Origin of the sequence: Demequina subtropica, assembly GCF_000971235.1 — a bacterium.
Taxonomy (GTDB): Bacteria; Actinomycetota; Actinomycetes; order Actinomycetales; family Demequinaceae; genus Demequina; species Demequina subtropica.
On record NZ_BBMB01000005.1, the window covers coordinates 126714 to 150169 of the forward strand.

General features: G+C 71.8%; 25 protein-coding genes. 10 read left to right on the forward strand and 15 right to left on the reverse strand.

Annotation, left to right across the window (positions count from 1 at the left end; translation table 11 throughout):
- Window position 1: 1 nt before the first annotated feature.
- The gene (locus AOM06_RS05375) at window positions 2-1336 is read right to left on the reverse strand and encodes a glutamine synthetase family protein (RefSeq protein ID WP_062303721.1); all 1335 of its coding nucleotides are present in this window, start codon (window positions 1334-1336) and stop codon (window positions 2-4) included.
- A gap of 74 nt (window positions 1337-1410) precedes the next feature.
- On the opposite strand from AOM06_RS05375, the gene AOM06_RS05380 reads away from it, so the two are divergent.
- The 3 genes from AOM06_RS05380 to AOM06_RS05390 all read left to right on the forward strand — a co-directional run bounded on the left by AOM06_RS05380 (window position 1411) and on the right by AOM06_RS05390 (window position 4852).
- A complete protein-coding gene (locus tag AOM06_RS05380; protein WP_062303722.1) occupies window positions 1411-3057 on the forward strand; it encodes an NAD+ synthase in 1647 nt (548 codons plus the stop codon).
- Between the two features lie 133 nt (window positions 3058-3190).
- Window positions 3191-3997 (forward strand): 3-methyl-2-oxobutanoate hydroxymethyltransferase, encoded by an 807-nt coding sequence (gene panB / locus AOM06_RS05385; RefSeq protein WP_062303723.1) that lies wholly within the window; start codon window positions 3191-3193, stop codon window positions 3995-3997.
- A gap of 3 nt (window positions 3998-4000) precedes the next feature.
- Window positions 4001-4852, forward strand: coding sequence for an NAD-dependent epimerase/dehydratase family protein (locus tag AOM06_RS05390; RefSeq protein ID WP_062303724.1), 852 nt, complete (start codon window positions 4001-4003; stop codon window positions 4850-4852).
- Window positions 4853-4864: 12 nt separating this feature from the next.
- On the opposite strand, the gene AOM06_RS05395 is transcribed toward AOM06_RS05390, so the two are convergent.
- Window positions 4865-5812, reverse strand: a complete 948-nt coding sequence (locus AOM06_RS05395; RefSeq protein WP_062303725.1) for a DUF1214 domain-containing protein — start codon at window positions 5810-5812, stop codon at window positions 4865-4867.
- 42 nt (window positions 5813-5854) lie between these two features.
- Window positions 5855-6055, reverse strand: coding sequence for an SPOR domain-containing protein (locus tag AOM06_RS05400; protein WP_174447463.1), 201 nt, complete (start codon window positions 6053-6055; stop codon window positions 5855-5857).
- 31 nt (window positions 6056-6086) lie between these two features.
- Here AOM06_RS05400 and map point away from each other — a divergent pair, with 31 nt between their 5' ends.
- The 3 genes from map to AOM06_RS05415 are packed head-to-tail and all read left to right on the forward strand — an operon-like array spanning window position 6087 to window position 8427.
- Window positions 6087-6968, forward strand: a complete 882-nt coding sequence (gene map, locus AOM06_RS05405; RefSeq protein WP_062303727.1) for a type I methionyl aminopeptidase — start codon at window positions 6087-6089, stop codon at window positions 6966-6968.
- Window positions 6965-7804 (forward strand): polyphosphate--glucose phosphotransferase, encoded by an 840-nt coding sequence (ppgK, locus tag AOM06_RS05410; protein WP_062303728.1) that lies wholly within the window; start codon window positions 6965-6967, stop codon window positions 7802-7804. The genes map and ppgK overlap by 4 nt, the downstream gene beginning before the upstream one ends.
- A 29-nt stretch (window positions 7805-7833) precedes the next feature.
- A complete protein-coding gene (locus AOM06_RS05415) occupies window positions 7834-8427 on the forward strand; it encodes a GNAT family N-acetyltransferase (RefSeq protein WP_062303729.1) in 594 nt (197 codons plus the stop codon).
- A 74-nt stretch (window positions 8428-8501) separates the two neighbouring features.
- Here the strand turns inward: AOM06_RS05415 and AOM06_RS05420 are convergent, their stop codons facing one another.
- The 4 genes from AOM06_RS05420 to AOM06_RS05435 form a co-directional block, all read right to left on the reverse strand.
- Window positions 8502-9182, reverse strand: a complete 681-nt coding sequence (locus tag AOM06_RS05420; RefSeq protein WP_062303730.1) for a PadR family transcriptional regulator — start codon at window positions 9180-9182, stop codon at window positions 8502-8504.
- Between the two features lie 81 nt (window positions 9183-9263).
- Window positions 9264-10247, reverse strand: a complete 984-nt coding sequence (locus tag AOM06_RS05425; protein WP_082105336.1) for a GmrSD restriction endonuclease domain-containing protein — start codon at window positions 10245-10247, stop codon at window positions 9264-9266.
- Complete coding sequence (locus tag AOM06_RS05430; protein ID WP_062303731.1) at window positions 10244-11296, reverse strand: zinc-dependent alcohol dehydrogenase family protein; 1053 nt, start codon at window positions 11294-11296, stop codon at window positions 10244-10246. Before AOM06_RS05430 ends, AOM06_RS05425 begins: the two co-directional genes overlap by 4 nt.
- A 22-nt stretch (window positions 11297-11318) precedes the next feature.
- Complete coding sequence (locus AOM06_RS05435; protein ID WP_062303732.1) at window positions 11319-11777, reverse strand: MarR family winged helix-turn-helix transcriptional regulator; 459 nt, start codon at window positions 11775-11777, stop codon at window positions 11319-11321.
- An 80-nt stretch (window positions 11778-11857) separates the two neighbouring features.
- Here AOM06_RS05435 and AOM06_RS05440 point away from each other — a divergent pair, with 80 nt between their 5' ends.
- A complete protein-coding gene (locus AOM06_RS05440; protein ID WP_062303733.1) occupies window positions 11858-12295 on the forward strand; it encodes a thioredoxin domain-containing protein in 438 nt (145 codons plus the stop codon).
- Between the two features lie 14 nt (window positions 12296-12309).
- On the opposite strand, the gene AOM06_RS05445 is transcribed toward AOM06_RS05440, so the two are convergent.
- Complete coding sequence (locus AOM06_RS05445) at window positions 12310-13704, reverse strand: O-antigen ligase family protein (protein WP_062303734.1); 1395 nt, start codon at window positions 13702-13704, stop codon at window positions 12310-12312.
- Window positions 13705-13826: 122 nt separating this feature from the next.
- On the opposite strand from AOM06_RS05445, the gene AOM06_RS05450 reads away from it, so the two are divergent.
- Window positions 13827-14702, forward strand: a complete 876-nt coding sequence (locus AOM06_RS05450) for an oxygenase MpaB family protein (RefSeq protein ID WP_228372861.1) — start codon at window positions 13827-13829, stop codon at window positions 14700-14702.
- Window positions 14703-14778: 76 nt separating this feature from the next.
- Here the strand turns inward: AOM06_RS05450 and AOM06_RS05455 are convergent, their stop codons facing one another.
- The 4 genes from AOM06_RS05455 to AOM06_RS05470 all read right to left on the reverse strand — a co-directional run bounded on the left by AOM06_RS05455 (window position 14779) and on the right by AOM06_RS05470 (window position 18298).
- Window positions 14779-15696 (reverse strand): endonuclease domain-containing protein, encoded by a 918-nt coding sequence (locus AOM06_RS05455; protein ID WP_062303735.1) that lies wholly within the window; start codon window positions 15694-15696, stop codon window positions 14779-14781.
- A 230-nt stretch (window positions 15697-15926) separates the two neighbouring features.
- Complete coding sequence (locus tag AOM06_RS05460; RefSeq protein ID WP_228372862.1) at window positions 15927-17174, reverse strand: LCP family protein; 1248 nt, start codon at window positions 17172-17174, stop codon at window positions 15927-15929.
- Window positions 17175-17184: 10 nt separating this feature from the next.
- The gene (locus AOM06_RS05465) at window positions 17185-17496 is read right to left on the reverse strand and encodes a hypothetical protein (RefSeq protein WP_062303736.1); all 312 of its coding nucleotides are present in this window, start codon (window positions 17494-17496) and stop codon (window positions 17185-17187) included.
- 28 nt (window positions 17497-17524) lie between these two features.
- Window positions 17525-18298, reverse strand: a complete 774-nt coding sequence (locus AOM06_RS05470) for a CPBP family intramembrane glutamic endopeptidase (RefSeq protein WP_062303737.1) — start codon at window positions 18296-18298, stop codon at window positions 17525-17527.
- Between the two features lie 116 nt (window positions 18299-18414).
- On the opposite strand from AOM06_RS05470, the gene AOM06_RS05475 reads away from it, so the two are divergent.
- Both AOM06_RS05475 and AOM06_RS05480 read left to right on the forward strand, forming a co-directional pair.
- A complete protein-coding gene (locus AOM06_RS05475) occupies window positions 18415-19146 on the forward strand; it encodes a patatin-like phospholipase family protein (protein ID WP_062303738.1) in 732 nt (243 codons plus the stop codon).
- 163 nt (window positions 19147-19309) lie between these two features.
- The gene (locus AOM06_RS05480; protein WP_439644723.1) at window positions 19310-19939 is read left to right on the forward strand and encodes a GTP pyrophosphokinase; all 630 of its coding nucleotides are present in this window, start codon (window positions 19310-19312) and stop codon (window positions 19937-19939) included.
- Window positions 19940-19962: 23 nt separating this feature from the next.
- Here AOM06_RS05480 and AOM06_RS05485 read toward each other — a convergent pair whose 3' ends face one another.
- The 3 genes from AOM06_RS05485 to AOM06_RS05495 form a co-directional block, all read right to left on the reverse strand.
- Window positions 19963-20769 (reverse strand): energy-coupling factor transporter transmembrane component T family protein, encoded by an 807-nt coding sequence (locus tag AOM06_RS05485; protein WP_062303739.1) that lies wholly within the window; start codon window positions 20767-20769, stop codon window positions 19963-19965.
- The gene (locus AOM06_RS05490; protein ID WP_062303740.1) at window positions 20766-22478 is read right to left on the reverse strand and encodes an ABC transporter ATP-binding protein; all 1713 of its coding nucleotides are present in this window, start codon (window positions 22476-22478) and stop codon (window positions 20766-20768) included. The genes AOM06_RS05485 and AOM06_RS05490 overlap by 4 nt, the downstream gene beginning before the upstream one ends.
- 66 nt (window positions 22479-22544) lie before the next feature.
- Complete coding sequence (locus AOM06_RS05495) at window positions 22545-23453, reverse strand: DUF8171 family membrane protein (RefSeq protein ID WP_062303741.1); 909 nt, start codon at window positions 23451-23453, stop codon at window positions 22545-22547.
- Window positions 23454-23456: the final 3 nt, after the last annotated feature.

Consider the following 23456-nt stretch of genomic DNA (forward strand, 5'->3'; position numbering starts at 1 on the left):
TTCAGAGCACCGACAGGTACGTGTCGAGCTCGTACGGCGTCACCTGGGCGCGGTACGCCTCCCACTCCGCGCGCTTGTTGCGCAGCACGAAGTCGAACACGCGCTCGCCCAGGGTCTCCGCGACCAGCTCGGACTTCTCCATCTCCGCGATCGCCTCGGCGAGCGACGTGGGCAGCGGCTCGTAGCCGAGCGCACGGCGCTCCGCGTTGGACAGCTCCCAGACGTCGTCCTCGGCGCCCTCCGGCAGCTCCATGCCCTCCTGGATGCCCTTAAGGCCCGCGGCGAGCAGGACCGAGAACGCGAGGTACGGGTTCGCGGCGGAGTCCATCGCGCGGTACTCGACGCGAGCCGACTGGCTCTTGCCGGGCTTGTGCACCGGCACGCGCACCAGCGCCGAGCGGTTGTTGGAGCCCCAGCACACGTACGACGGCGCCTCGGCGCCGCCCCACAGGCGCTTGTAGGAGTTGACGTACTGGTTGGTGATCGCCGTGATCTCCGGCGCGTGCTTGAGCAGCCCCGCCATGAACTGACGCGCGGTGAGCGACAGCCCCATCTCCGCGCCGGCCTCGTGGAACGCGTTGCGGTCGCCCTCGAACAGGCTCATGTGCGTGTGCATGCCGGACCCCGGGGCCTCGAACAGCGGCTTCGGCATGAAGGAGGCGAACACGCCCTGCTCGAGCGCGACCTCCTTGATGACCGTGCGGAACGTCATGATGTTGTCCGCCGTGGTGAGGGCGTCCGCGTAGCGCAGGTCGATCTCGTTCTGGCCGGGCCCTGCCTCGTGGTGGCTGAACTCGACGGAGATGCCCATGTTCTCGAGCATCGTGATCGCCTCGCGGCGGAAGTTGTGCGCGGTGCCGCGCGGCACGTTGTCGAAGTACCCGGCGCGGTCCACGGGAACCGGCTGCTGCCCGCTCTCGAACTGCTTGAACAGGTAGAACTCGATCTCGGGGTGCGTGTAGAAGCTGAAGCCCTGCGCCGACGCCTTGTCGAGCGTGCGCTTGAGCACCTGACGGGGGTCGGACAGCGCGGGCTCGCCGTCGGGCGTGTAGATGTCGCAGAACATGCGTGCGGCGCCCTGGCGCTCACCGCGCCACGGCAGGATCTGGAAGCTCGCCGGGTCCGGCTTCGCGATCATGTCCGCCTCGTAGACGCGCGTGAGCCCCTCGACGGCCGAGCCGTCGAAGCCGATCCCCTCCGCGAACGCGTTCTCGAGCTCCGCCGGAGCGATCGCGACCGACTTGAGGATCCCCAGCACATCCGTGAACCACAGGCGGATGAACCGGATGTCGCGCTCCTCGACGCTGCGGAGCACATATTCCTGCTGCTTGTCCATGCCGCCTATCCTGCACCATCCATGTGTCCATCGTGTGTCCCGGCAAGGCGCGCCGCCCGCCCTACGCTTGACCCATGTCCGACCTCCGCATCGCGCTCGCCCAGATCAACACCTGCGTCGGCGACATCGCTGGTAACGCTTCCCTTGTCCTCGACCGCTGCCGCGCGGCCCATGCGCTCGGCGCGCACGTGGTCGCGTTCCCCGAGATGACGCTCACCGGCTACCCGATCGAGGACCTCGCGCTGCGCGAGAGCTTCCAGCGCGCGGCCGCCGCCGCGGTCGACGGCATCGCCGCGACGCTGGTCGCGGAGGGCCTGTGCTCGCTCACCGTCATCGTGGGCACGCTCGGGGTGTCGGCGGGCGGGCGTCCGTTCAACCAGGCGGTGGTGATCGCCGACGGCCGGGTGGCGGCGCGCTACAACAAGCACCACCTGCCCAACTACGGGGTGTTCGACGAGCGCCGCATCTTCGCCGCCGGCCACGACGCGTGCGTGGTCGATGTCGCCTCGTCCTCGCTGGGCCTCGCGATCTGCGAGGACATCTGGCAGGACGGCGGGACCGTCGCGGACCTCGAGGGACGCGGGCTGCGCCTGCTGGTGGTGCTCAACGGCTCGCCCTTCGAGGAGGGCAAGGGCCACACCCGGGTCGAGCTCGCGGCGCGGCGCGCCCGCGAGGTCGGGGCGCCGGTCGCCTACGTCAACCTGTGGGGCGGCCAGGACGACCTGGTCTTCGACGGCCACTCCTTCATCGTGTCCCCCGCGGGCGATGTCGTCGCCTCGGCGCCCGGGTTCTCGGACGCCATGATCGTGTGGGACGTGCCCGAGGCGGGGTCCCCGGTCCCGGTGTCCGGGATCGCGCCTGCGGAGTCGCTCGACGAGCAGAGCTACTGGGCGTGCGTCACGGGGCTGCGCGACTACGTGGTGAAGAACGGCTTCCGCAGCGTGGTGCTCGGCATGTCGGGCGGCATCGACTCCGCGCTGACCGCCGCGATCGCGGCCGACGCGATCGGCGGGGAGAACGTGGTGGGCGTGTCCATGCCCTCGGAGTACTCCTCGGACCACTCGAAGGACGATGCGGCCGACCTGGCCAAGCGGATCGGCGCCGACTACCGGGTCGAGCCCATCGCGACGCTGGTCGGGGCCTTCCAGGACCAGCTCGCGCTCACCGGCGTGGCCGAGGAGAACCTCCAGGCGCGGCTGCGCGGCGTGATCCTCATGGCGCTGTCGAACCGCGAGGGCCACCTGGTGATCGCGCCGGGCAACAAGTCGGAGCTCGCCGCGGGCTACGCGACCATCTACGACGCCGGATCCATCGGCGGCTTCGCTCCGCTCAAGGACCTCGACAAGACACGCGTGTGGCAGCTCGCCCGGTGGCGCAACGCGTACGCCGCCTCGCGCGGCGAGGTCGAGCCCATCCCGGTGAGCTCGATCGAGAAGCCGCCGAGCGCCGAGCTGCGTCCCGGCCAGACCGATCAGGACTCCCTGCCTCCGTACGAGCTGCTCGACGAGGTCCTCGACGCGTACGTCGAGCATGCGGAGGGCCGTGACGCCCTGCTGGCGCGCGGCTTCGACGCCGCGGTGGTGGACAAGGTGCTGTCCCTCGTGGACCGAGCCGAGTGGAAGCGGCGGCAGTACCCGCCGGGCCCCAAGGTCACGGCGCTGGCCTTCGGCCGCGACCGGCGCCTGCCGATCACGAGCCGCTGGCGCGAGCTCGACGTGTAGCCCGCCACCGCGCCACCCCACCACCCCACCACCCCACCCGGAATGGGGCGCTCATGGTCGTTTTCCGCTCGTCCGTGCTCGCCATGGGGCGACCAGCGTCACTGGGGCTCCCCCATCGTGAGAGGCTGAAGCCATGAGCCGCAAGAAGGTCCGGATCCACCACTTCAAGGAGATGAAGCAGCGAGGCGAGAAGATCGCCATGCTCACCGCCTACGACTTCCCCACCGCCCGGGCGTTCAACGCCGGCGGCGCGGACATCCTCCTGGTCGGGGACTCCCTGGGCGACAACATGCTGGGCATGGAGTCGACGGTCCCGCTCACGCTCGACGAGATGATCCCGTTCGCGCGCGCCGTGGTGCGCGGCGCCGAGCACGCCTTCGTGGTCGCGGACCTCCCGTTCGGGGCCTACGAGGTCTCCCCCGAGCAGGCCGTCGAGTCCTCGATCCGCATGGTCAAGCTCTCGGGCGCGCACGCGATCAAGTTCGAGGGCGGCCGTCGCATCGCGCGCCAGGTCAAGGCGGTGACGGATGCGGGCATCCCGTTCTGCGGGCACCTCGGCTTCACACCGCAGTCGGAGACCGCTCTGGGCGGCCGCCGCATCCAGGGCCGCGGCGAGCACGGCATCGACGAGCTGGTGGCCGATGCCCTCGCCCTCCAGGAGGCCGGCGCCTTCGCGGTGGTGCTCGAGATGGTGATCGCGCCCGCGGCCAAGGCCGTGACCGAGGCGCTCGACATCCCCACGATCGGCATCGGCGCGGGCCCGGACACCGACGGCCAGGTGCTCGTGTGGCTCGACATGGCGGGCGTGGGCGACTGGCACCCGCGCTTCTCGAAGCAGTTCGGCGCGGTGGGCCAGGCGATGACCGATGCGGCCGCCGCGTACGTCGGCGAGGTCAAGGAGGTCGCCTTCCCCGCCGCCGAGCACACCTTCGAGAGCTGAGCCATGGCGTCCATCGTCGTCACCGGGTCCGAGGGGAAGCTCGGCCGCCACGTGGTCGCACGCCTCACCACGGACGGTCACGCGGTCCACCGGCTCGACGCGAAGCCGCTCCCGCCGGCGATGGACTACACCCGCGTGGATCTCACCGACGCCGGCCAGGCGATGGACGCGATGTTCGGGGTGCAGGACCGGTACGGCGCGGTCGACGCCGTGGTCCACCTCGCGGCGGTCCCCGCGCCCGGCCAGATGACGGACGTCGCGACCTTCCACCACAACATCGCCGCGACCTTCAACGTGTTCCAGGGGGCGCGGCGCGCCGGGATCCGGGACATCGTGTACGCGTCCTCCGAGACCGTGCTCGGCCTGCCCTTCGAGACTCCCCCTCCCTACATCCCCGTCGACGAGGACTACGACGCGCGCCCCGAGTCGCACTACTCGCTGGTCAAGCACCTCGAGGAGCAGATGGCGATCCAGCTGTGCCGCTGGGACCCTGACCTCAAGATCCTCGCGCTGCGCTTCTCCAACGTCATGGACGTCGAGGACTACGCCGCCTTCCCCGGCTTCGACGAGGACCCGAAGGCGCGCCGCTGGAACCTGTGGGGCTACATCGACGGCCGCGACGGCGCCCAGGCGGTCGCGCGGGCGCTGGCGTACGGGCCGCGAGGGTTCGACCGGTTCGTCATCGCCAACGCCGACACCGTGATGTCGCGGTCGAGCGCGGAGCTCGCGGCGGCCGAGTTCCCGGAGGTGCCCGTCACCAAGGAGCTCGGCGTGCACGAGACGATGCTGTCGATCGACAAGGCGCGACGCCTGCTGGGCTACGAGCCGCAGCACTCGTGGCGCCAGCACGTCTGACGGAAGCGCGCCCTACTCCTCGACGGGCACGAGCGGCGGCGCGGCCCAGGTCCCGTCGACGATCTCCGGCCGGGGCCGGTACAGCCGTAGCACGATGCCCCACGCGGCGGGCACCGGGACGTCGTTCGGGCCCGACGGCTCGCCGTGCACCAGGCGGACCGTCACGGCGCCCTCATCGTCCGGCGTCGCGGTGACGCTGTTGACCGTGTAGCGATCGAAGGCGTTCGGCTCGAAGAAGCCGTCGCCGTTGTACACGGACACGGACCAGAACGCGTCGACCGGAACATCCGCGAGCACCATCTCGTGGTCGCGCGACGCATCGTCCGGTGCCAGCGACACGTACACGGCCTCGCTCGTGGGCAGGCCGCCCCAGCCGGACGCCGTGCCGATGAGGTGGTGGATCGGGTCGACCTCGCCCGCGCGGCCGAAAGCGCCCGTGTAGTCGCTCAGACGCGCGGCGAGCGACAGCAGCGCGTCACGGGTGGCGTCGAGGCTCGCGGTGTCGTAGTCCGGGTAGGCGAAGGGCTCTCCCCCGCCGCCGGCGAGCGACACCTGGTCCTGCAGCGCGCGGACCGCGGCGACGTCGTCCGCGTCGGCGGGGTCCACCAGGATCCGCAGCGCGACGAGCGCGTACCTGGTGCCGACCGTCGCCTGCTCGAGGACGTGCGCACCCGCATCGTGAAGGATCACGGGGATGTGGTGGTCGTTGCTCACGATCATCGCGGACAGGTACCGTCCGCCGGCGTCCGGCAGCGTGAGCGTGACCGGCCGCGCGAGGTCGACCACCCCGAAGCTGTAGAGCGTGTCGCGGTTCATGCGGATGACCGTCTGCTGGTCGATCGGCGTCGGTGCGCGGTGATGCATCAGCACGCCCAGCCCTCCCGCACCCCGCTGGATGTCCGAGAACATGCGATCGGTCTCGGCGCGCACGAACGTGTCGACGTAGACACGGATGCTCATGACGAGCCTCCCTTGGTCAGGGCGGATCCTCCGACGCGGGGTCTACGACTCGTTCCGCCAACGGTCGTCATCGTCGTCCCAGGACTCGCTGCGATGCCTCGCGATCTCGAGCGCACCGGCCGCCTCCTCGGCGGTCGGGTACGGGCCCATGAGGTGCTCCCACGAGCTCTGCTGCCCCTTCTCGACCTTCCCAGTCTTGGTGTTGAACCAGTACTCCACGGGGTCGTCCGCTCCGTTCGACATCGACATCGCCTCCATGAATAGACTGCCAGGCATGAGCCCTGTACGCGAGAAGGTCACCAAGGGCGTCGTCTCCCCTTGGCGCGAGGTTCCCCAGTCCATCGCCCGGCCGGAGTACGTCGGGAAGAAGCGGGCGGCGATGTGGAAGGGCGGAGACGTCCACAGCGCCGAGACCATCGAGAGGATCCGCATCAGCGCGAGGATCGCGGCCCAGGCGCTCGCCGAGGTCGGCCGCCACGTCGCTCCCGGCGTCACCACCGAGGAGCTCGACCGCATCGGTCACGAGTTCGTCCTCGACCATGGCGCCTACCCGTCGACGCTCGGCTATCCCGGTGCGGCGGGCCGTCCGCCGTTCCCCAAGGCGATGTGCACCTCGGTCAACGAGGTCATCTGCCACGGCATCCCCGACTCGACCGTGATCGAGGAGGGCGACATCGTGAAGGTCGACATCACGGCGTTCAAGGACGGCGTGCACGGCGACAACTGCGGCTCGTTCATCGCGGGCGAGGGCTCCGCGGACGCCCGGAAGCTGGTCGAGGTCACGCACGAGGCCATGATGCGCGGCATCAAGTCGGCGCAGCCGGGCCGGCAGGTCAACATCATCGGCCGTGTGATCGAGAAGTACGCCGCGCGCTTCGGCTACGAGTCCGTGCGCAGCTACACGGGCCACGGGGTCGGCCCCGCCTTCCACACCGGCCTGATCATCCCCCACTACGACGCGGCGCCCCACCACGACGACATCATCGAGGTCGGCATGGTGTTCACCGTCGAGCCGATGCTCTGCATGGGCGCGGAGGACAACCACGAGTGGGACGACGGCTGGACCGTCGTGACGAACGACGGCTCGTGGGTCGCGCAGTTCGAGCACACGATCGTCATCACGGAGACCGGACCGGAGGTTCTGACGCTGCCATGAGCAAGAACATCGCGATCGGGGTCGACATCGGCGGCACAGGGATCAAGGCCGCTCCCGTCAACCTCAAGAACGGCAAGTTCACCGACGAGCGGTACCGCATCCCCACCCCCCAGCCCTCGACACCGGATGCGATCGCCCGCACGGTCGCGAGGGTGATCGCGAAGTTCAACCCGTCGAAGAAGGTCCCCATCGGGGTGGCCTTCCCCGGCGTGGTCCAGCACGGCATCGTCAAGACCGCCGCCAACGTCGACGACTCGTGGATCGGCACGGACCTGCGCGCGATCATCCGCGACTACGCGGGGCACGACGTCCACGTGCTCAACGATGCCGACGCCGCCGGCTACGGCGAGTACAAGTTCGGTGCGGCGCACGGACGCAACGGCTCGATCCTCATGACCACGCTGGGCACGGGCATCGGCACGGCGATGATCGTCGACGGCACCCTGGTGCCCAACCTCGAGCTCGGGCACATCATGATCGACGGGCACGATGCGGAGGACCGGGCGGCCGAGTCCGCGCGCGACCGCTACGGCTACGACTGGGACCAGTGGATCGAGCAGCTCCAGAAGTACTACTCGGAGCTCGAGCGGCTGCTGTGGCCGGACCTCATCATCGTCGGCGGCGGCGTGTCGAAGTCGCACCACATGTTCCTGCCCAAGCTGCGCCTGCGCGCACCGATCATCCCCGCGGACCTGCTCAACGGCGCCGGGATCGTGGGGGCCGCGGCGGCCGCGGCGGCCGAGGCCAAGCGGGAGCACGAGGAGGCGAAGGCCGCGGAGAAGGCGGAGAAGAGGGCCGAGAAGCGCGCCGCCAAGGAGGCCGCCGCTTCCGCGTGACGATGCGCGGGAGGCCCTAGGCTCCCGGCATGGCCTTCCACGAGTCGCCCCTGCTCACGCACCCGCTGGTCCGCCTCGAGCCGCTGTCGCCCGCTCACCGCGACGACCTCGCGGGCGCCGTGATGCCCGGCGAGCTGTGGCGTACCTGGTACACGCGCATCCCCTCGCCCGAGGAGATGGCGAGCGAGATCGAGGCGCGCGTCGCCTCGCAGGCCGCGGGACGAATCGCGGCGTGGGCGGTGGTCGATGCGGCGCGCGACGCCGCGGTGGGCATGACCACGTACCTCAACCTCGATCCTGTCAACGGGCGCCTCGAGATCGGCAGCACGTGGCTCGGGCGCGAGGCGCAGGGCACGGGGATCAACCCCGCGATGAAGCTCCTGCTGCTCTCGCGCGCCTTCGACGAGCTCGGCTGCATCGCGGTCGAGCTGCGCACGCATTGGCACAACCACCAGTCGCGGGCCGCGATCGCGCGCCTGGGCGCGCATCAGGACGGCGTGCTGCGCCAGCACCAGCGCTGGCACGACGGCACGCTCCGGGACACGGTCGTGTTCTCGATCCTCGACCGCGAATGGCCCGCGGTGCGCAGCGGGCTCGAGGCGCGGATCGCGCCGCGGCTCTAGCCCCACCACCCGGACAGCACGAACGGATCTCGCGGCGACGCGCTCCGTTGGCGCTGTCCGGGGTGGGCGGCGGATCAGCCGGCGTCTCCCGCGAGCAGGCGGTAGAGGTCGCGGCGCGCCGCCGCGAGGATCTCGACGGCACGCTCGGCGAGCTCGCCGTCCCCCTGCCGCGCGACGTGGACGGCGGCGTCGCGCAGGCCCGTCATCTCGTGACGTAGGGCGATGTCGCGCTTCTCCCGCTCGTCGACCTCGAACAGCGCGTCGAGCTCCTCGGCGTGCTCGGCGGTCCAGGCGTCGCCCGCCTCGGTAAGCGCGGCGGTCTTGCGGCCCTCGACCACCTCGATCGACACGAGGCCCTCGTCCTCGAGCGCCTGAAGCGTCGGGTAGATCGACCCCGGGCTGGGTACCCAGGCTCCCCCGCTGCGCTCCTCGACGGCTCGGATCAGGTCGTAGCCGTGGCGAGGCTGCTCGGCGAGCAGCAGCAGGATCGCCGCGCGGATGTCGCCGCGCGAGCGGCCGCCGTGGCGTCCCCTCCCGCGCCCGCCGGGGCTGTGGCCTCCGCCTCGGCCCGGCCCTCCGTGGCGGCGGCCCCGGGGTCCGGGCCCGTCGACGCCGGGCGCATCGGCGCCGTCGCCGGGCCCGGAGCCTCCCCGACGGCGCATCGGCCGCTCCCCCGCGGCCTCGTTCTCCTCGACCCACCCCGGGCCGAAGCCGCGCATCCCGCGCGGCGAGTGGTGCTGATGCGTGCTCCGCATGAGCCGCTCCCCTCATCTCGTCTATCGCTGTTCGATCACGATATATCGCGATAAGAGATAGAGCAAGCGACGCGTCGCTTCCTAGCGCTCGCAGACGGTCCCGTCTCCGTCCCCGTCGCGGTACCACGCGTACTCCTCGTCCACGCCCTGGACGTACGGCCCGTAGCCCGCCGCCACGGCCTTCGCGCACGAGGAGAAGCGGGGGTCGGTGGACGATGCGGCGCTCGGGGACGGCGACGGCGAGGCGCTCGTGCCGGCACCCTCATCGTCCGCTTCATCCGCGGGGCCGTCGCCGAACCCGGTCGCGGTCACCGGCTGGTCCCCGAGGTCCGGCATCGCCTGATCAGGGCACGTCTCCAGCACGTCGACGATCGCGTCGCGCTCGTCCGCGGTGACCCACAGCCCGTACTTGGACTTCACCGCCACCTGGCGCGCGACGTACTCGCATCGGTACGACTTGTTCGGCGGGAGCCACTCCGCGGCGTCGTCGTCGCCCTTGGCGCGGTTCTCCCCCGCATCGACCGGCTCGAGGTTGAGAGGGTCGTTCGCCAGCGCCACCCTCATCGCGAACTCCCAGTCCGCCGCACCGGTCTGCCACGCGGCGGACAGCGCGACCATGTGATCGATGTCGATCTCGCTCGCTCCGCCACGCTCGAAGTGGATCGAGGTGCCCGTGTAGGGGTCGTCGAGGTCGCCCTCGAGCACGATGCACGCGCCGTCGAGCGTGACGTCGGTGAGGCGCAGCCGGAGCATGTCGTTGCGCGTGTCGCAGCCGTTGTGGTCGACGTCGGCCCACGCCGACCCGAACTGCGCACGGCTGTACCCGTCCGTCGACGCCGGCGCCGCGACCACGAGGGCGAGCGCCGCGTCGAGCGCCTTCCCGGTCGCGGCGGGCGACGCGCTCGCGGACGAGGCGGGGCTCGGAGCCGCCGTCACGCTCGCCGACGGCGCCGCCGTGACGGTGGGGACGCCGCGCAGGTCGGAGCCGTCGCCTGCGCCCGCGCACGCCGCGAGAAGGACCGCGACCGACGTGAGGATCGCGATCCGGGACCTGCGGAGGCTCATGGGCGCAGCATCACCTTGATCGCGGTGCGCTCGTCCATCGCGCGGTACGCCTCGGCGGCCTGCTCGAGCGGGAGCTCGAGGTCGAACACGAGGCCCGGGCGGATGCGCCCGTCCAGCACCTCGGGCAGCAGCTCCTCGATGTAGCCGCGCACCGGCGCGACGCCGCCCCGCACGCCGACGTTGGTGTCGAACATGGTGCGCACGGGCAGCTCGGGCCCGCCGTTGGGCACGCCGACGAACCCGACCTGGCCGCCCGGACGCGCCGACCGCAGCGCCTGGTCCATGGACTCCTTGGTCCCGACGCACTCGAGCACCACGTCGGGGCCGATCCCGCCGCACATCTCCTTAAGGCGCGCGACGCCGGCGTCGCCACGCTCGGGCACGATGTCGGTGGCGCCCAGCTCGCGCGCGAGCGCCTGGCGGTCCGCGTGGCGCGACATCGCGATGATGCGCGACGCGCCGAGGCGCTTGGCTGCGATCACGGCGCACAGGCCCACCGCACCGTCGCCCACGACCGCGACCGTCGAGCCCTCCGTCACCCCGCCCGACACCGCCGCGTGGTGGCCCGTGCCCATGACGTCCGACAGCGTGAGGAGGCCCGGGATCATCGCATCGTCCGGCATGCCTCCCGGGACCACCGCGAGCGTGCCGTCCGCGAGCGGCACGCGCACCCTCTCGCCCTGGCCGCCGTCCGCGAAGCCGAGGCCCTCGGCCTCGCTGCCCCACCATCCGCCGTTCTGGCAATGCACCGTCATGCCGTTGCGGCAGTTCACGCACGTGTTGTCGCACTGGTAGAACGGCGCGATCACGAAGTCGCCGGGGCGCACGTGGGAGACGCGGTCGCCCACCTCCTCGACCACGCCGACGAACTCGTGGCCGATGCGCTTGGGCGCCTTCACGGCCGTCACGCCGCGGTAGGGCCACAGGTCGGATCCGCACACGCACGCCGCGACCACGCGCACGATCGCGTCGAGGCCGGTGCTGAGCACCGGGTCGGGGACGTCCTCGACCCTGATGTCCCTCTCGCCGTGGATGAGCGTCGCTCGCATGCTTCTCCCTGCCGTCCTGCCGTCACTCGGTCCCGCCCGCGAGGCGCGTGAGGCCCTCGCGGAGCGCGTCGACCGCCGGGCCGCCCCATGCGGCCCTCCACTCATGCTCGCGCGCGCGCATGGTCTCGGTGGCGCGCGCGCAGAACTCGGCGCCGGCCGCGGTGAGGCCGACCAGCGAGGCCCGGCCGTCGCGCGGGTCCGGACGCACCTCGACGATCCCGGCGACCTCGAGGTCGCGCACCAGCGCGGCGACCGCCTGCCTCGTGTGGCCGATCCGCGGAGCCAGGTCCGCGACGCGGCTCCCCCCTGCGTCGAGCGCCGCGATGACCGGGACGTGGGCCGCCCTGACACCCGAGGTGCCCTCGGGGTCGATCCGGGCGAGCGCATCGTCCGTCACGGCGCGAGACGCGTCGACGAGCAGCCTGCCGATGTCCTCGCGCGCGGCGGTCGCGAAGGCGGCCAGCTCGACCTCGTACGTCACCTTGTCTCCCGCAAGCCGGAATAGGCAGCCCGCCTGCCTTGTTAGGCAGGATGCTTGCCCATCTATCGATCGGAGTCCCGATGACCACCCTATCCGCGCCCCTCACGGCCGGTGACACGCTGCCCCGACTCGAGCTCGTGTCCCGCGCGGGCGCGCCCGTCGCGCTCGAGACGATCGCCGCATCGTCCCCCCGGACGGTGCTCTACTTCATGCGCACGTCGACCTGCCCCGTGTGCCATCAGCACCTGCGCGCGATCGCGCGCCTGGGGCTCCCCGCGGTGGTGATCGTGCCCGGCGGCGCCCCGGAGGCCGATGCGGTCGCGCGCCGCCATCCCGCGCTCGCGGAGGCCGTGGTCGCGTCCGAGGACGCGCATGCCGCGGTGGGCCTGTTCGTGCGCCATGGCCTGCAGCAGTCCGGGACCTACGTGGTGGAGGGTGCGCGCATCGTCGCGGCGCGGCACGCGACCGTGCCGCTCGGGTCCTTCGACGCCGCGGAGGTGCGCGCGGCCCTCGCGTGACGGCCGCGGGCGCGTCAGACCGGCGGGCGCGTGAGGACCGTGACGGGGTCCTCGGCCTGGGCGACGTCGTCGGACGGCGCGCCCGTGCGCACGAGCGCCGGGTCGACGATGGTGAGCGTGAAGACGCCTGGCCCGGAGACGAACAGCACCACCAGGAGGAACCAGCCGCCCTCCACCAGGAGCCGCGACTCGGTGAGGGCCTGGAGCGCGAGGGCGGCGGTCAGCAGCGCCCACCCGAGGGGGATGTACGTGTCCCCGCGGCTCGCGCGCTCGACCAGGCGCCACGCGCTCCCGAACGAGAGCACCACCATCACGATCAGCAGCACCAGCCCGATCAGGCCCAGCTGCAGCCACGCGTCGAGGAACGCGTTGTGGGCGTGCGCCGCGACCACGCCGGCGTGGTCGACGATCGTCTTGTAGGGGTCCTCCCAGATGGGCCAGTAGCCCACGTAGCCCCAGCCCTCGGGACGGTCCCACGCGTACTGGACCACCTGGTCCCAGATCGCGGTGCGGTTCGTCGCATCGGGACCGCGGTCGAACATCGCGAAGATCTCCTCGCGGAACTTCAGCGTGAGCACCGCGACCACCGCCGTGACGGCGAGCACCGCGAAGGACAGCCGTCGCTTGTTCGCGGCACGCGAGCGGCGGATCATGATCGCCGCGACCGTGAGGCCCGTGAGGTAGACGGCGGCCACCGCGACCGTCGCGGAGGACGTCAGCAGGTGCACCACCACGGCGAGCGCGAGCGTGAGCGTGCCGTCGAGCACGCGGATGCGGCGCTCGAGCAGGAGGATGACGGCGACGATCGCCGTGAACAGCGCGATCGCGGCGAACGGGTTGCGGTTGCCCACGAATCCCTGGATCGGACCGCCGTCGAGGAGGTTGTTCCGCGACCACGTGATGGGCTCGCCGCCTCCGTCGACCTTGGCGATGCTCGACAGGTCGGTCGCGAGCGGGGTCAGGTCGTGGCGGACCACGAGCGCGACGAACAGCTCGAACAGCAGCCCGCCCAGGAGGCTCACCTGCAGCCCCCGGTAGAGGAACGCCATGAACTGGCCGCGTGACGTGCCGCGCGCGATCAGCACCGCGACGAACGTGGTGGCGGCGAGCACCACCACCGCGAGCACCGAGACTGCGGGCGTGGCCGACCACAGGATGCTCAGGGCCGCGAGCGCGACGAACGTGCCGATGAGGGGCGGCACCCGCATCTGCCCGAGGAAGCGACGGAAGCTCACCGCGACGGCCGCGACCGTCAGCACGCACAGCGTGCCGTAGAGCGGCACACCGAGCAGGTAGCGGAAGCCCTGGCCCGAGAAGAGCAGCACCACGGTCCACACCGTCACCCACGCGCGTGCGCGCTGCGAGCGCGAACGCGACCACCACGAGGCGGCGGACCTGGGCTTGCGCATGCACTCTCCTGTTCCGGGTGGGGCGGGTCCCGGTCACGGCGGCATGCATCTGCCGCCCTCGTGGTCGGCTCGGGGCTGAGCGAGACCGGCGCGCCATCCTAACGCGGGGCGATACTGACAGCGTGACCCCCACCACCCATCCCGTCGAGCGCATGCGCGCCCGGATGGGCGCGGCGCTCTTCGCCAAGGTGGGCGGGGACCAGGGCCCCGCGATCCGCGCGCAGGTCCACGAGACCCCCGGTCCACGCTGGTTCGCTCCCGGCAGCGCCATCCGCGTCGTGCACGGGGACGCCGCGATGTACGTCGGCGGCGTCCGGGCCCTGCTGCTGCAGTCGCTCCACCCGCTCGCGATGGCGGGCGTCGCGGGCCACTCGGGCTACCGCTCCGATCCGTGGGGCCGCCTGTCGCGCACGGCGACGTTCCTGGCGTTCACCACGTTCGGGACGGGGGACGACGCCGAGGCGACCGTCGCCCGGATCCGCGCCGTGCACGAGCGCGTGCGGGGCCGCCTCCCGGACGGGCGCGAGTACCGCGCGTCGGATCCCCACCTGCTGCGGTGGGTGCACATCGCGGAGGCCGACTCGTTCCTCGCGGCGCACACGCGCTACGGGGCGCGTCCGCTCACCGCGGCGCAGCGCGACGAGTACGTGGCCCAGGTCGCGCAGGTGGGTGAGCGCCTGGGCGCAGCGGACCTGCCGGTGTCCGTCGAGGGTCTGCGCGAGGCGATCGACGCCTTCCGCCCCGAGCTCGAGGTGACACGCGAGGCGTTGGACGCCGCCGACTTCCTGCTCCGGGAGCCGCCCGTGAGCCGTGCCCTGCGTGTGCCGTACGGGATGCTCGCCTCCGGAGCGGGCGCGCTGCTGCCCTCCTGGGCACGCGAGATGCTCGAGCGTGATCGCTGGTCGACGCGCGCCTTCGGCCCGGTGGGCGGCGCGATCGCGACCCGCGCGATCCGCTGGGCGGGCAGGGCGACCCGCCCGGTGCAGAACGTGGACTAACCGCGCTCCCCTCTCCCCGCCCTGCCCGCCCCGCCAATGTGTGCGAATCGTGTCGCCTGGCGGCATTCATCGACGCCTATCGGTGCTGATCGTGCGATTCGCGGCTCCGCAGAACCGCCGACACGATGTCGCGGCACCATGCGGGTCGACCCATGACGTCCTCGTAGCTGAGGCGGATGGTCTGGATCCCGAGGGTCGCGAGATCCGCCTCGCGGCGGTTGTCGCGCACGCGTTGCTCGCCCGGCAGGTGGAACTCGTCGCCGTCGAGCTCGACGTTGGTGCGCGTCGCGGGGTCGTACATGTCGAGGAAGCGCGTCTCGCCGCGCGCGACCGCCTCATGCTGCCGCACGAACCGCGAGAACTCCCGGTGGGCGAACACCCGCGTGAGGCCCTCATGCTCGAGGAAGCTGTGGGCACGCGACTCGAACGCCTCGAACACGCGGTGCAGGCCCGCGCGGTCCCGGACCCGGGGCATCCTCCGCATCGCCGCGCGGACGTCGTCGGGGGTGCAGACCCTCCGCTGCAGCGCCCGGAGGATGGTGCCGACGCGGTCCCGCTCCGAGCCCCGTTGCCACTCGTGGAGCACTGACCACGCGGGTCGCGCGATGTCGATCCCCCGCCACCGAGCGGCCGGCGGGAGGCGCGGCTGGCGCACGATGCGCAACCACGGCACCGCTGGAGCACGCACCGCGGTGGACGTGGTCACGTCGATGACGCCAGGGGCGCGGCGCTCCGCGCCGGCGAGCAGCAGCGCTGCCATGCCGGTCACCACCCCGTGGGTGACGCACACGCCCGCGTGGGCCCGGACCAGCCACGACCGGGCATGCGGGCCCGACGCGTAGCGACCCGGGAGCACGAGCGCGATCTCGCCCGAGGCGATCGCCATCCGGACCGCGTGCGGCGAGGTCGACCGCACGAGCTCGGCACGGCTGAAGCTCAGGCCGCCGTCGTGGACCTCGGAAGGCATTCGGGGCTTGTCGCCGGTCGCGGGCATGGCTCCACCTCAGTCCCGGGATCCCCGCGAGGTCCCCCACCACCGCGCCGCGGTGGAGAGATCACGCTCCCCGGTTGGCTGGGGACACCACGAGCAACTCGCACGCCGCACTATCCGCACCGGATCACGCCTCCAACGGCGCGTCGCCCGCACGATCCGCACCTGTTGTCGGGGGGCGGCGCAGGGGGCGGCGCAGGCGGAACGGGGCCCGGGGTACACGTGGCGCAGCGTCAGGGCGCTCCGCCGACCTCCGTGCCCGGCTCGTAGGCGCCGGTCGCGATGTCCTCCCAGAACTGGTCGGCCTTGTCCGCGTCGAGCAGCACCGTCGAGCCCACCCCGGCCACCGAGTAGCCCATCGAGGTGATGGGCGGCGTGCCCCTGACCGCGTCGCCACCGCGACCGGAGTTGAACGCGAGGGCCACCTGGACCAGGTCGAACGGGCCGGCGGACTCGTCGACCCGGAAGGCGTCGAGGCCCGCGCCCACGGTGGGCACCAGCTGGAACGGGTTGAGCACCGTCCCGGGGCTCAGGACCTTGTCGGCGACCTTCGCGACCACCTGCTGCTGGCGCTCCGCACGGCCGATGTCGCCCAGGGGATCGCTGTAGCGCATGCGTGCGAAGGCCAGCGCGGTCTCGCCGTCGGCGACATGGCAGCCCGCCTCCCACTTGAGGCGGCTGAGCTTGTCGTTGACCGTCTTGTCGTAGCAGAGCTCGACACCGCCGACCGCGTCGACGATGTCCGCCACGCCCGTGAACCCCACCTCGAGGTAGCGGTCCACCGTGAGCCCGGTGAGGCCCTCGACGGTCTTCACGAGCAGCTGCGGCCCGCCCCATGCGAACGATGCGTTGATCTTGTTCTTGCCGTTGCCCGGGATCTCGACGTACGAGTCGCGCGGGATGCTGATCAGCGCGGTCGGACCCGACTCCGGCTTGTGCAGCAGCATGATCGTGTCGGTCCGCGCGCCCTCCGTGCCGTCCTCGTCCCACCCCTCGCGCGAGTCCGAGCCCACGATCAGCGTGGTGAGCCCCGGCGTGCCGGGCGCGCCCGAGAGGGCGTCGACGTGGTTGATGTGGGACGCGACCCACATGTAGAAGATCACCAGCAGCGCCACGAGGATCACGAGCAGCGCCAGGAGCGTCCGGCGCACCGGGTGACGCTTGCGGCGACGCTTGGCGGTGGCCGGGGCGGGCGGCGGTGCCTGTCGCGGCGGAGCGGTCCGCGTGCTCGAGGACGATGCGGGCCTCGCCTGCGCGGGCGGCGCCTGGCGGGCGGCGCGCGAGTCCTGCGCCGCCGCCGCGTGGCTGCGGCCCGGCGGGGTGTCGTACTGCTGACCGTCCGAGGGGCGCACGCTCTGCCGGCGCACGGGCACCGCGGGACGCGCCGTGCCGGGCCGCTCCTGGCCGCTGCGCGGCTGGATCGAGGGCGGCACGCGCCGGGAGCTCGCGCCTCCGGGGGTGCCGTCGCGGTCGTCTGTCACGTTGCGTAGGCTAACCCGTCCGCGTCCGCGAACCCGCGTGGCGGGACCGGACGAGGGCGTTTAGGCGACGCTCGCGGCGCCTGCTCAACAGCACGGTGCTGGCGAGCGCCGCACCGCCGGCGCCCTCGACCAACGCATGGGTCGAGATCCCGGTCCGGGCGCGGTCGGGCTCGGGGATCGCCTCCTGGATGCTCTCGCATCCGGCGGGCGGGGCCTCGTGCGAGGCCTCGGCCGGAGCGGCGACCAGGGACACGCCGACGACCGCACCGGCGACGGCGAGCACGCGCATCGTCCATGCGCGTGACGGCGGGGTCGGTCGCATGGGGCTCCTCCTTGGGCAGCGGTCAGGGTCAGATGAAGGCGGCCGGGGCGAGCATCGAGACCGAGAACATCGCCCAGTCGTTGAGGATGTGCGCGCCCGTCGAGACCCACAGGTTGCGAGTAACCACGTAGGCCAGCGTGAGGAACAGGCGGGCGACCGCGATGAAGACCAGGCACTGCAGGACGTTCCAGCCGTAGGTCGGGAGGTGGAGCAGCCCGAACATCACGGCGGTGGCGATCCACGCGACCGCGAGGGCCGCACCACGCGACCACCGGAGGCGACGGACCAGCACCGACATGAGCGCGAGCAGCGGCAGGATGGTGATGAGCTCCTCGCCCAGCAGCTGAGGGATGGTCGCGGCGAGGAAGTTGAGGCGCTCGGGACCCGTCGCCTCCGCGAGCAGGTTGCCGGCGGGGTTCGCGTTGGCACCGATGACGCCGTTGAGGGTGATCGCCGCGACGAGGCTCACGGTGAGGTTGAGCGCGGCGAACCCCAGCATCTGCAGGACCTGCCGGGCGCGCACCTTGCGGAACAGCTGGGTCCAGCCGCGCGGCGCGGCCCAGGCGAGCGCGAGCAGCGGGATGAGCGGGAACAGGATCGCGTGGACCCACAGCTCGAGGTCGCTTCCCCCGGGGATCGGCAGCAGCGAGAGCTGGGCGAACGCGACGGCGCAGGCCGCGACCACGACGAGCCACCGGCCGCCGCTGATCGCGAACGGGCCCGCGTAGAGCGGCAGATCGGGCTTGGCAGAGGCCGTCGGAAGGCTCTCCTGGATCGGCGCGGTGGGGACCGTGGTGCTCATGTCATCTCCTCGTGGGTCGATGTCTCAAGCCTCCCGAGACGCAGCCTTCGGCGCATCGTCCCGGCGTGGACACCTGCGCCTGCTACGGCTGCAGTACGCGCGCCTAGAGTGGGAGCGTGATCGACCTGCGCCACGCGCCCACGCTGGGGCTCAGCCTGGGCGGCGGCGGGACGCTCGGAGGCGCTCACATCGGCGTGCTCCAGGTGCTCCACGAGCGTGGGATCACCCCCAGCATCGTGGTCGGCACCTCGGCCGGCGCGCTCGTGGGCGCCGCGTACGCCCACGGCATCGACCCGTACCGCCTCGAGGAGCTCCTGCTCGATCTCCGGTGGCGGGACGTCGCGACGGTCCCGCGACGGCCGGGCCCCGGGCTGCTCGACGCGGCGGCGTTGCGCGCCTCCGTGACCGAGCTCGTGGGCGGGGACGTCCTCATCGAGGACCTGCCGGTGCGGTTCGCGGCCGTCGCGACGGACATCGTCGCGCGGGAGGAGCGGATCATCGACCGGGGATCGCTGGTCGATGCGCTCCGCGCGACCATCTCTGTCCCGGGGATCTTCCGGCCCGTGATGCTCGAGGGCCGCCGCCTCGCCGACGGCGGGCTCAAGTCCAACCTGCCCATCGACGCGGCGCTGCGGCTGGGAGCGACCCCGGTGATCGCGGTGCGCGTGGCGCCCGAGTGGGACGTGCCCGGCTACGCGAGCTCGACCGCGCTGCGGGCCCTCGAGATCCGCCCCGACGTCCTGGTCATCAAGCCCGCGCTGCGTGGGCGGACGTGGTGGCAGACCAAGGACCTCGGCGCGGTGGTCGCCGCGGGGCGCGCGGCCGCCGAGGCGGCGCTGCCGGCCTGAGCGGAAGTCGCCCCCGCATCGTCCCCCGGGAACACTGGCCGCCCCGCGCACGTCAGGACTGTGGAGGGGCGCAGCGCGCCCGCATGGCGACGGCAGGAGCACGATGACGGAGTCGACCGCGATGGAGGCCATCGCGAGGCTGGGCGAGGACGCCGTGGGCACGATGTCCCCCGGCCAGGTGCGCGAGGTCCGCAAGGAGATCCAGCAGTTCCTGCTCCAGTACGAGTTCGGGCTGCGCGAGATCGAGACCAAGCTGTCGATCCTCCGCGACGAGTTCCTCGAGCTGCGCGACTACAACCCGATCGAGCACATCTCGAGCCGCGTGAAGTCCCCGGAGAGCCTGCTCGAGAAGGTCGCGCGCAAGGGTGTCCCGCGCGATCTCACTAGCATCCGCGAGCACGTCACCGACATCGCTGGCGTGCGGGTCACCTGCAGCTTCGTGTCCGACGTCTACCGGCTGTTCGAGCTGCTCACCCGCCAGGACGATGTCAGCGTCCGGACGGTCAAGGACTACATCGCCGACCCGAAGCCCAACGGCTACCAGAGCCTTCACGCGGTGGTGGAGATCCCCGTGTACCTCTCCTCGGGCCCGGTGGCGGTACCGGTGGAGGTGCAGTTCAGGACCGTCGCCATGGACTTCTGGGCGAGCCTCGAGCACAAGATCCACTACAAGTACGACGGCGGCGTTCCCGAGTCGCTCACCGAGGAGCTGCGCGAGGCGGCCGCGACCGCCACGGAGCTCGATGCGCGCATGGCCCGGCTCCACGCGCAGATCCACGGCCCGCGGGTCTGACCGGATGGGCGCGCGATCGCCCGTCAGCCGGTCATCACCCACGGGCCGATCGCGAAGGCCGCGATCACCGCCGCGAGGGTGACCGCCACCACCGTCACGTCGAGGGCGCCGATCGAGAGCCGGGCGATCCGCAGCTCGCGGCCCTGACGGGCCGTGAACCCGCGCGTCTCGAGCGACTCGACGGTGGTGCGCACGCTCTTCGCGGTGTTGAGGAAGATCGGGTAGAACGCCTGGACGGCGTATGTCCCCCAGCGCCACAGAGCTCGCAGACCGAGGAATCCTCTGGCCCCCGGAGCCGAGCGGAGCCGCAGTCCCGTGAACACCACGCCGAACTCCTCGAACAGGATCGGCATCATCCGGTAGCCGTAGCTCACGCCGAAGGCGAGCAGCTCCGGAGCGCCGAGAGCGAGGAGTCCCGTGCTGAGCTTCTCCGGGTCGAGCGACACGAACGCGGCGATCGACGCGAGCGACACCGTCGCGAGCTTGAGGTTGATCTCGACGAGCGCGAGCGCGGTGTTCGCGTCGCCGCCGAACATCCACGCGGCGAGGAACGCGTAGAGGAAGTCGGTGACGAAGCCGACGAGGAACAGGCCCAGCACCAGCGGGCCGACCCTCGCGAGCGCCGCGCTCACCGCCGTGATGACGAACAGGGCGATGATGGTCGCGAAGCTGTGCGTCAGCCACGGCGCGACGGCGAGCATGAGGTACCAGCCGATCACCATCCGCGCGTCCATCTTCGCGAACAGCCCGCCGCGCGTGGCGTACGCGGTGCGGATCAGCTCGAGCTTCACCCACTCGACGGACAGGACGTCCCTGGTCTTGCGGCTCATGCGTGGACCTCCGCTCCGGCTGCCGTGAACGCATCGCGCCACTGGCCGACCGACAGCGGCACGGGATCCATGCCGAGCTCGCGCCCCAGCGAGACGATCTGGGGCGGCACCAGCCGCGCCCGGGTGAGCAGCGCATCGTCCCCGAAGAGGGCGCGAGGCGCGAGGTCGGCGAGGATGCGTCCCTGCTCGAGCACGACGACCCGGGTCGCCCACTCGGCCACCAGGTGCATGTCGTGGGTCGCGACCACCGCGGCCGCGATCGTGTCGGACAGCTCGTCGAGCATCGCGATGACGCTGTCCCGGCTCGCGACATCGAGGCTCGCGGTGGGCTCATCGGCAAGCAGGAGCGCGGGTCCCATCGCGAGGCCGATCGCGAGGGTCGCGCGTCGCTGCTGCCCGCCCGAGAGGGTCCGGCCGTCGCGGTCGGCGAACGGTGTGAGACGCACCCGGTCGAGAACGCGGTCGACCAGCGCGTCCGCGTCCTCACGCCCCCGGCCGGCGGGATGCAGCCGCACGTCCGAGCGGATCGAGTCCTTGAGGAACATCTGCTCGGGCCGCTGGAACAGGTAGGCGGCGTGGTCGGCGAGGCGCGCGCTCGACGCGGAGCGCGTGTCGACGCCGTCGAGCACGATGGTGCCCTCCCGGGGCACCTGGAGGCCCCCGAGCAGGCGCATGAGCGTGGACTTGCCCGCGCCGTTGCCGCCGACGAGCGCGATGCGGTCGCCCGCGTCGACGGTGAGGTCGATGCCGTGCAGCACGGTCATCAGATCGCCCGCGACCGTGCGGTAGCCGTGCGTGAGGGACGATGCGGTGACCACCGGGCGCGCGGGACAGGCGGGGCTCTCCCCCGCCGCGTCCTCGACAGACGATGCGCCGCGCGGCGTGACGCCGGCGCCGCGCACGATCGCAGCAGCCTCGGCGATGGTGCGCGGCGCACCCGGGAGGTCCAGCGCCGCGCACGCGTCGATGATCTGCGGCGCGGGGATCCCATGGGCCTCGAGCTCGGCGGCCCGGGCGGCGGCCTCGGCCGCGGGAAGATGCCACACCGGCGCGCCATCGTCCATGAGCACCACGGACTTCGCGTACTGAGAGATGAACTCGGCATGATGCTCGATCACCACGACCGTGATGCCGTGCTCGCGATTGAGCTGCGTGAGCCGCTCGTAGAGCGCGTGCGCGCCGGCGGGGTCGACCTCCGCGACGGGCTCGTCGACCACGATCACCCGGGGCCGCATCGCGAGCACGGAGGCCAACGCCGTGAGGTGCGCCTGGCCGCCGGAGAGCTGCCAGACGAAGCGCTCGGCAAGGTGGTCGATGCCGAGCATCTCCATCGCCTGCCGGCCACGCTCCGCGAAGTCGGGCATCCCGAAGTTCATGGGTCCGAACTCGACCTCGTCGCGCACGCGCGGACGCACCAGCTGGTTCTGGAAGTCCTGGTAGACATACCCGACGGTGCTCGACAGCTCGGCCACGCTCGAGTCGTAGGTGTCGAGGCCGGCGACGGTCGCCTCCCCCGCGAACTCCCCCACCCAGTAGTGCGGCACCAGGCCGTTGAACGTCTTGCACAGGGTCGTCTTGCCGGAGCCGTTGCCGCCGATGACGGCGACGAAGTCGCCCTCCTCGATGGTGAGGCACACGTTGCGCAGGGTGTCGCGGCTCGCTCCCGGATAGCGGAAGCTCACGCGGTCGAGCTCGATGATGGCGGTCATGCGCGGTACTGCTTTCTACGAGGGGCGGTCCGGGCCGGGGTCGCTCCCCCGGCCCGGACCGTGGTGTCAGTTCTCGGCGTCGGACTTGCCGCGCGCGGCGCGGGCCAGCGCGATGCCGACGAGGAAGGCGATCGCGGCGGCGCCGATCCCGACCCAGATGAAGCCCGGGCCGTAGGTGTCGAGCCACTCGGGCTCGAAGACGCCGAGCTCGATGTCCCACGCCTCGAGGAAGGCGAAGAGGAACGAGGCGATGCTGAGCGCCAGGGCGACCGCGACGAACAGCGCGTTGCGCGGCGCCGAGCCCTGGATCGGCTCGCCCGGGACGCGGGGGCGCATGCCGAGCAGCGGCTCGATGCGGCCGTGCAGCGCCGGGATGAGCCAGATCGCGGGGATGACGCCGAAGAGGATGCCGCTCATGAGGATGTCGACCGCATAGCCGATCCCCTCGAGCAGGATGATCGACTCGGGCAGACCCTCGACGAACTCGGCGTCCTCGACGCCGATCCACACCTTGGAGAGGTCGACGAGCGCCGAGAGCGCCTTGTCGATCACCACGACGGTGACGGCCGCGATCGCGATCTGGAGGCGGTTGCGCGGGTTGCGGACCAGCGAGCCGGCGATGTAGAGCGCGAGGAACATCTGGATGATGCCCTCGACCTCCGCGAGGCCCGAGAAGTCGCCCATGAGGAGGTCGACGAAGATGACCTCGCCGATCGGGGCGCCGAGCGCGGCCCAGAACGGGTTGAGCAGCGCGACGAGCGCGAGCGGCACGAACACGAAGTAGCTGACGGACACGTCGACGGGGCCGATCGTCACGTCGGGGATGATCTCGAGGACCAGGTTGGCGACGCCGGACAGCGCCATGGACAGCACGAAGACCATGAGCTTCTGCGACGCGCTGAGGTCGCGCGGAAGGCCGGCGACGGTGCCGCGGATCCTTCCGGCACGCTCGTCGGTTGCGGTGGTCTGGGACATCGA

What these genes read in the sequence shown, in the direction of transcription:
- AOM06_RS05375 (WP_062303721.1), bottom strand. Translation starts at nt 1,336, where the DNA reads ATGGACAAGCAGCAGGAATATGTGCTCCGCAGCGTCGAGGAGCGCGAC.
- AOM06_RS05380 (WP_062303722.1), top strand. Translation starts at nt 1,411, where the DNA reads ATGTCCGACCTCCGCATCGCGCTCGCCCAGATCAACACCTGCGTCGGC.
- panB (WP_062303723.1), top strand. Translation starts at nt 3,191, where the DNA reads ATGAGCCGCAAGAAGGTCCGGATCCACCACTTCAAGGAGATGAAGCAG.
- AOM06_RS05390 (WP_062303724.1), top strand. Translation starts at nt 4,001, where the DNA reads ATGGCGTCCATCGTCGTCACCGGGTCCGAGGGGAAGCTCGGCCGCCAC.
- AOM06_RS05395 (WP_062303725.1), bottom strand. Translation starts at nt 5,812, where the DNA reads ATGAGCATCCGTGTCTACGTCGACACGTTCGTGCGCGCCGAGACCGAT.
- AOM06_RS05400 (WP_174447463.1), bottom strand. Translation starts at nt 6,055, where the DNA reads ATGTCGAACGGAGCGGACGACCCCGTGGAGTACTGGTTCAACACCAAG.
- map (WP_062303727.1), top strand. Translation starts at nt 6,087, where the DNA reads ATGAGCCCTGTACGCGAGAAGGTCACCAAGGGCGTCGTCTCCCCTTGG.
- ppgK (WP_062303728.1), top strand. Translation starts at nt 6,965, where the DNA reads ATGAGCAAGAACATCGCGATCGGGGTCGACATCGGCGGCACAGGGATC.
- AOM06_RS05415 (WP_062303729.1), top strand. Translation starts at nt 7,834, where the DNA reads ATGGCCTTCCACGAGTCGCCCCTGCTCACGCACCCGCTGGTCCGCCTC.
- AOM06_RS05420 (WP_062303730.1), bottom strand. Translation starts at nt 9,182, where the DNA reads ATGCGGAGCACGCATCAGCACCACTCGCCGCGCGGGATGCGCGGCTTC.
- AOM06_RS05425 (WP_082105336.1), bottom strand. Translation starts at nt 10,247, where the DNA reads ATGAGCCTCCGCAGGTCCCGGATCGCGATCCTCACGTCGGTCGCGGTC.
- AOM06_RS05430 (WP_062303731.1), bottom strand. Translation starts at nt 11,296, where the DNA reads ATGCGAGCGACGCTCATCCACGGCGAGAGGGACATCAGGGTCGAGGAC.
- AOM06_RS05440 (WP_062303733.1), top strand. Translation starts at nt 11,858, where the DNA reads ATGACCACCCTATCCGCGCCCCTCACGGCCGGTGACACGCTGCCCCGA.
- AOM06_RS05445 (WP_062303734.1), bottom strand. Translation starts at nt 13,704, where the DNA reads ATGCGCAAGCCCAGGTCCGCCGCCTCGTGGTGGTCGCGTTCGCGCTCG.
- AOM06_RS05455 (WP_062303735.1), bottom strand. Translation starts at nt 15,696, where the DNA reads ATGCCCGCGACCGGCGACAAGCCCCGAATGCCTTCCGAGGTCCACGAC.
- AOM06_RS05465 (WP_062303736.1), bottom strand. Translation starts at nt 17,496, where the DNA reads ATGCGACCGACCCCGCCGTCACGCGCATGGACGATGCGCGTGCTCGCC.
- AOM06_RS05470 (WP_062303737.1), bottom strand. Translation starts at nt 18,298, where the DNA reads ATGAGCACCACGGTCCCCACCGCGCCGATCCAGGAGAGCCTTCCGACG.
- AOM06_RS05480 (WP_439644723.1), top strand. Translation starts at nt 19,310, where the DNA reads ATGTCCCCCGGCCAGGTGCGCGAGGTCCGCAAGGAGATCCAGCAGTTC.
- AOM06_RS05485 (WP_062303739.1), bottom strand. Translation starts at nt 20,769, where the DNA reads ATGAGCCGCAAGACCAGGGACGTCCTGTCCGTCGAGTGGGTGAAGCTC.
- AOM06_RS05490 (WP_062303740.1), bottom strand. Translation starts at nt 22,478, where the DNA reads ATGACCGCCATCATCGAGCTCGACCGCGTGAGCTTCCGCTATCCGGGA.
- AOM06_RS05495 (WP_062303741.1), bottom strand. Translation starts at nt 23,453, where the DNA reads ATGTCCCAGACCACCGCAACCGACGAGCGTGCCGGAAGGATCCGCGGC.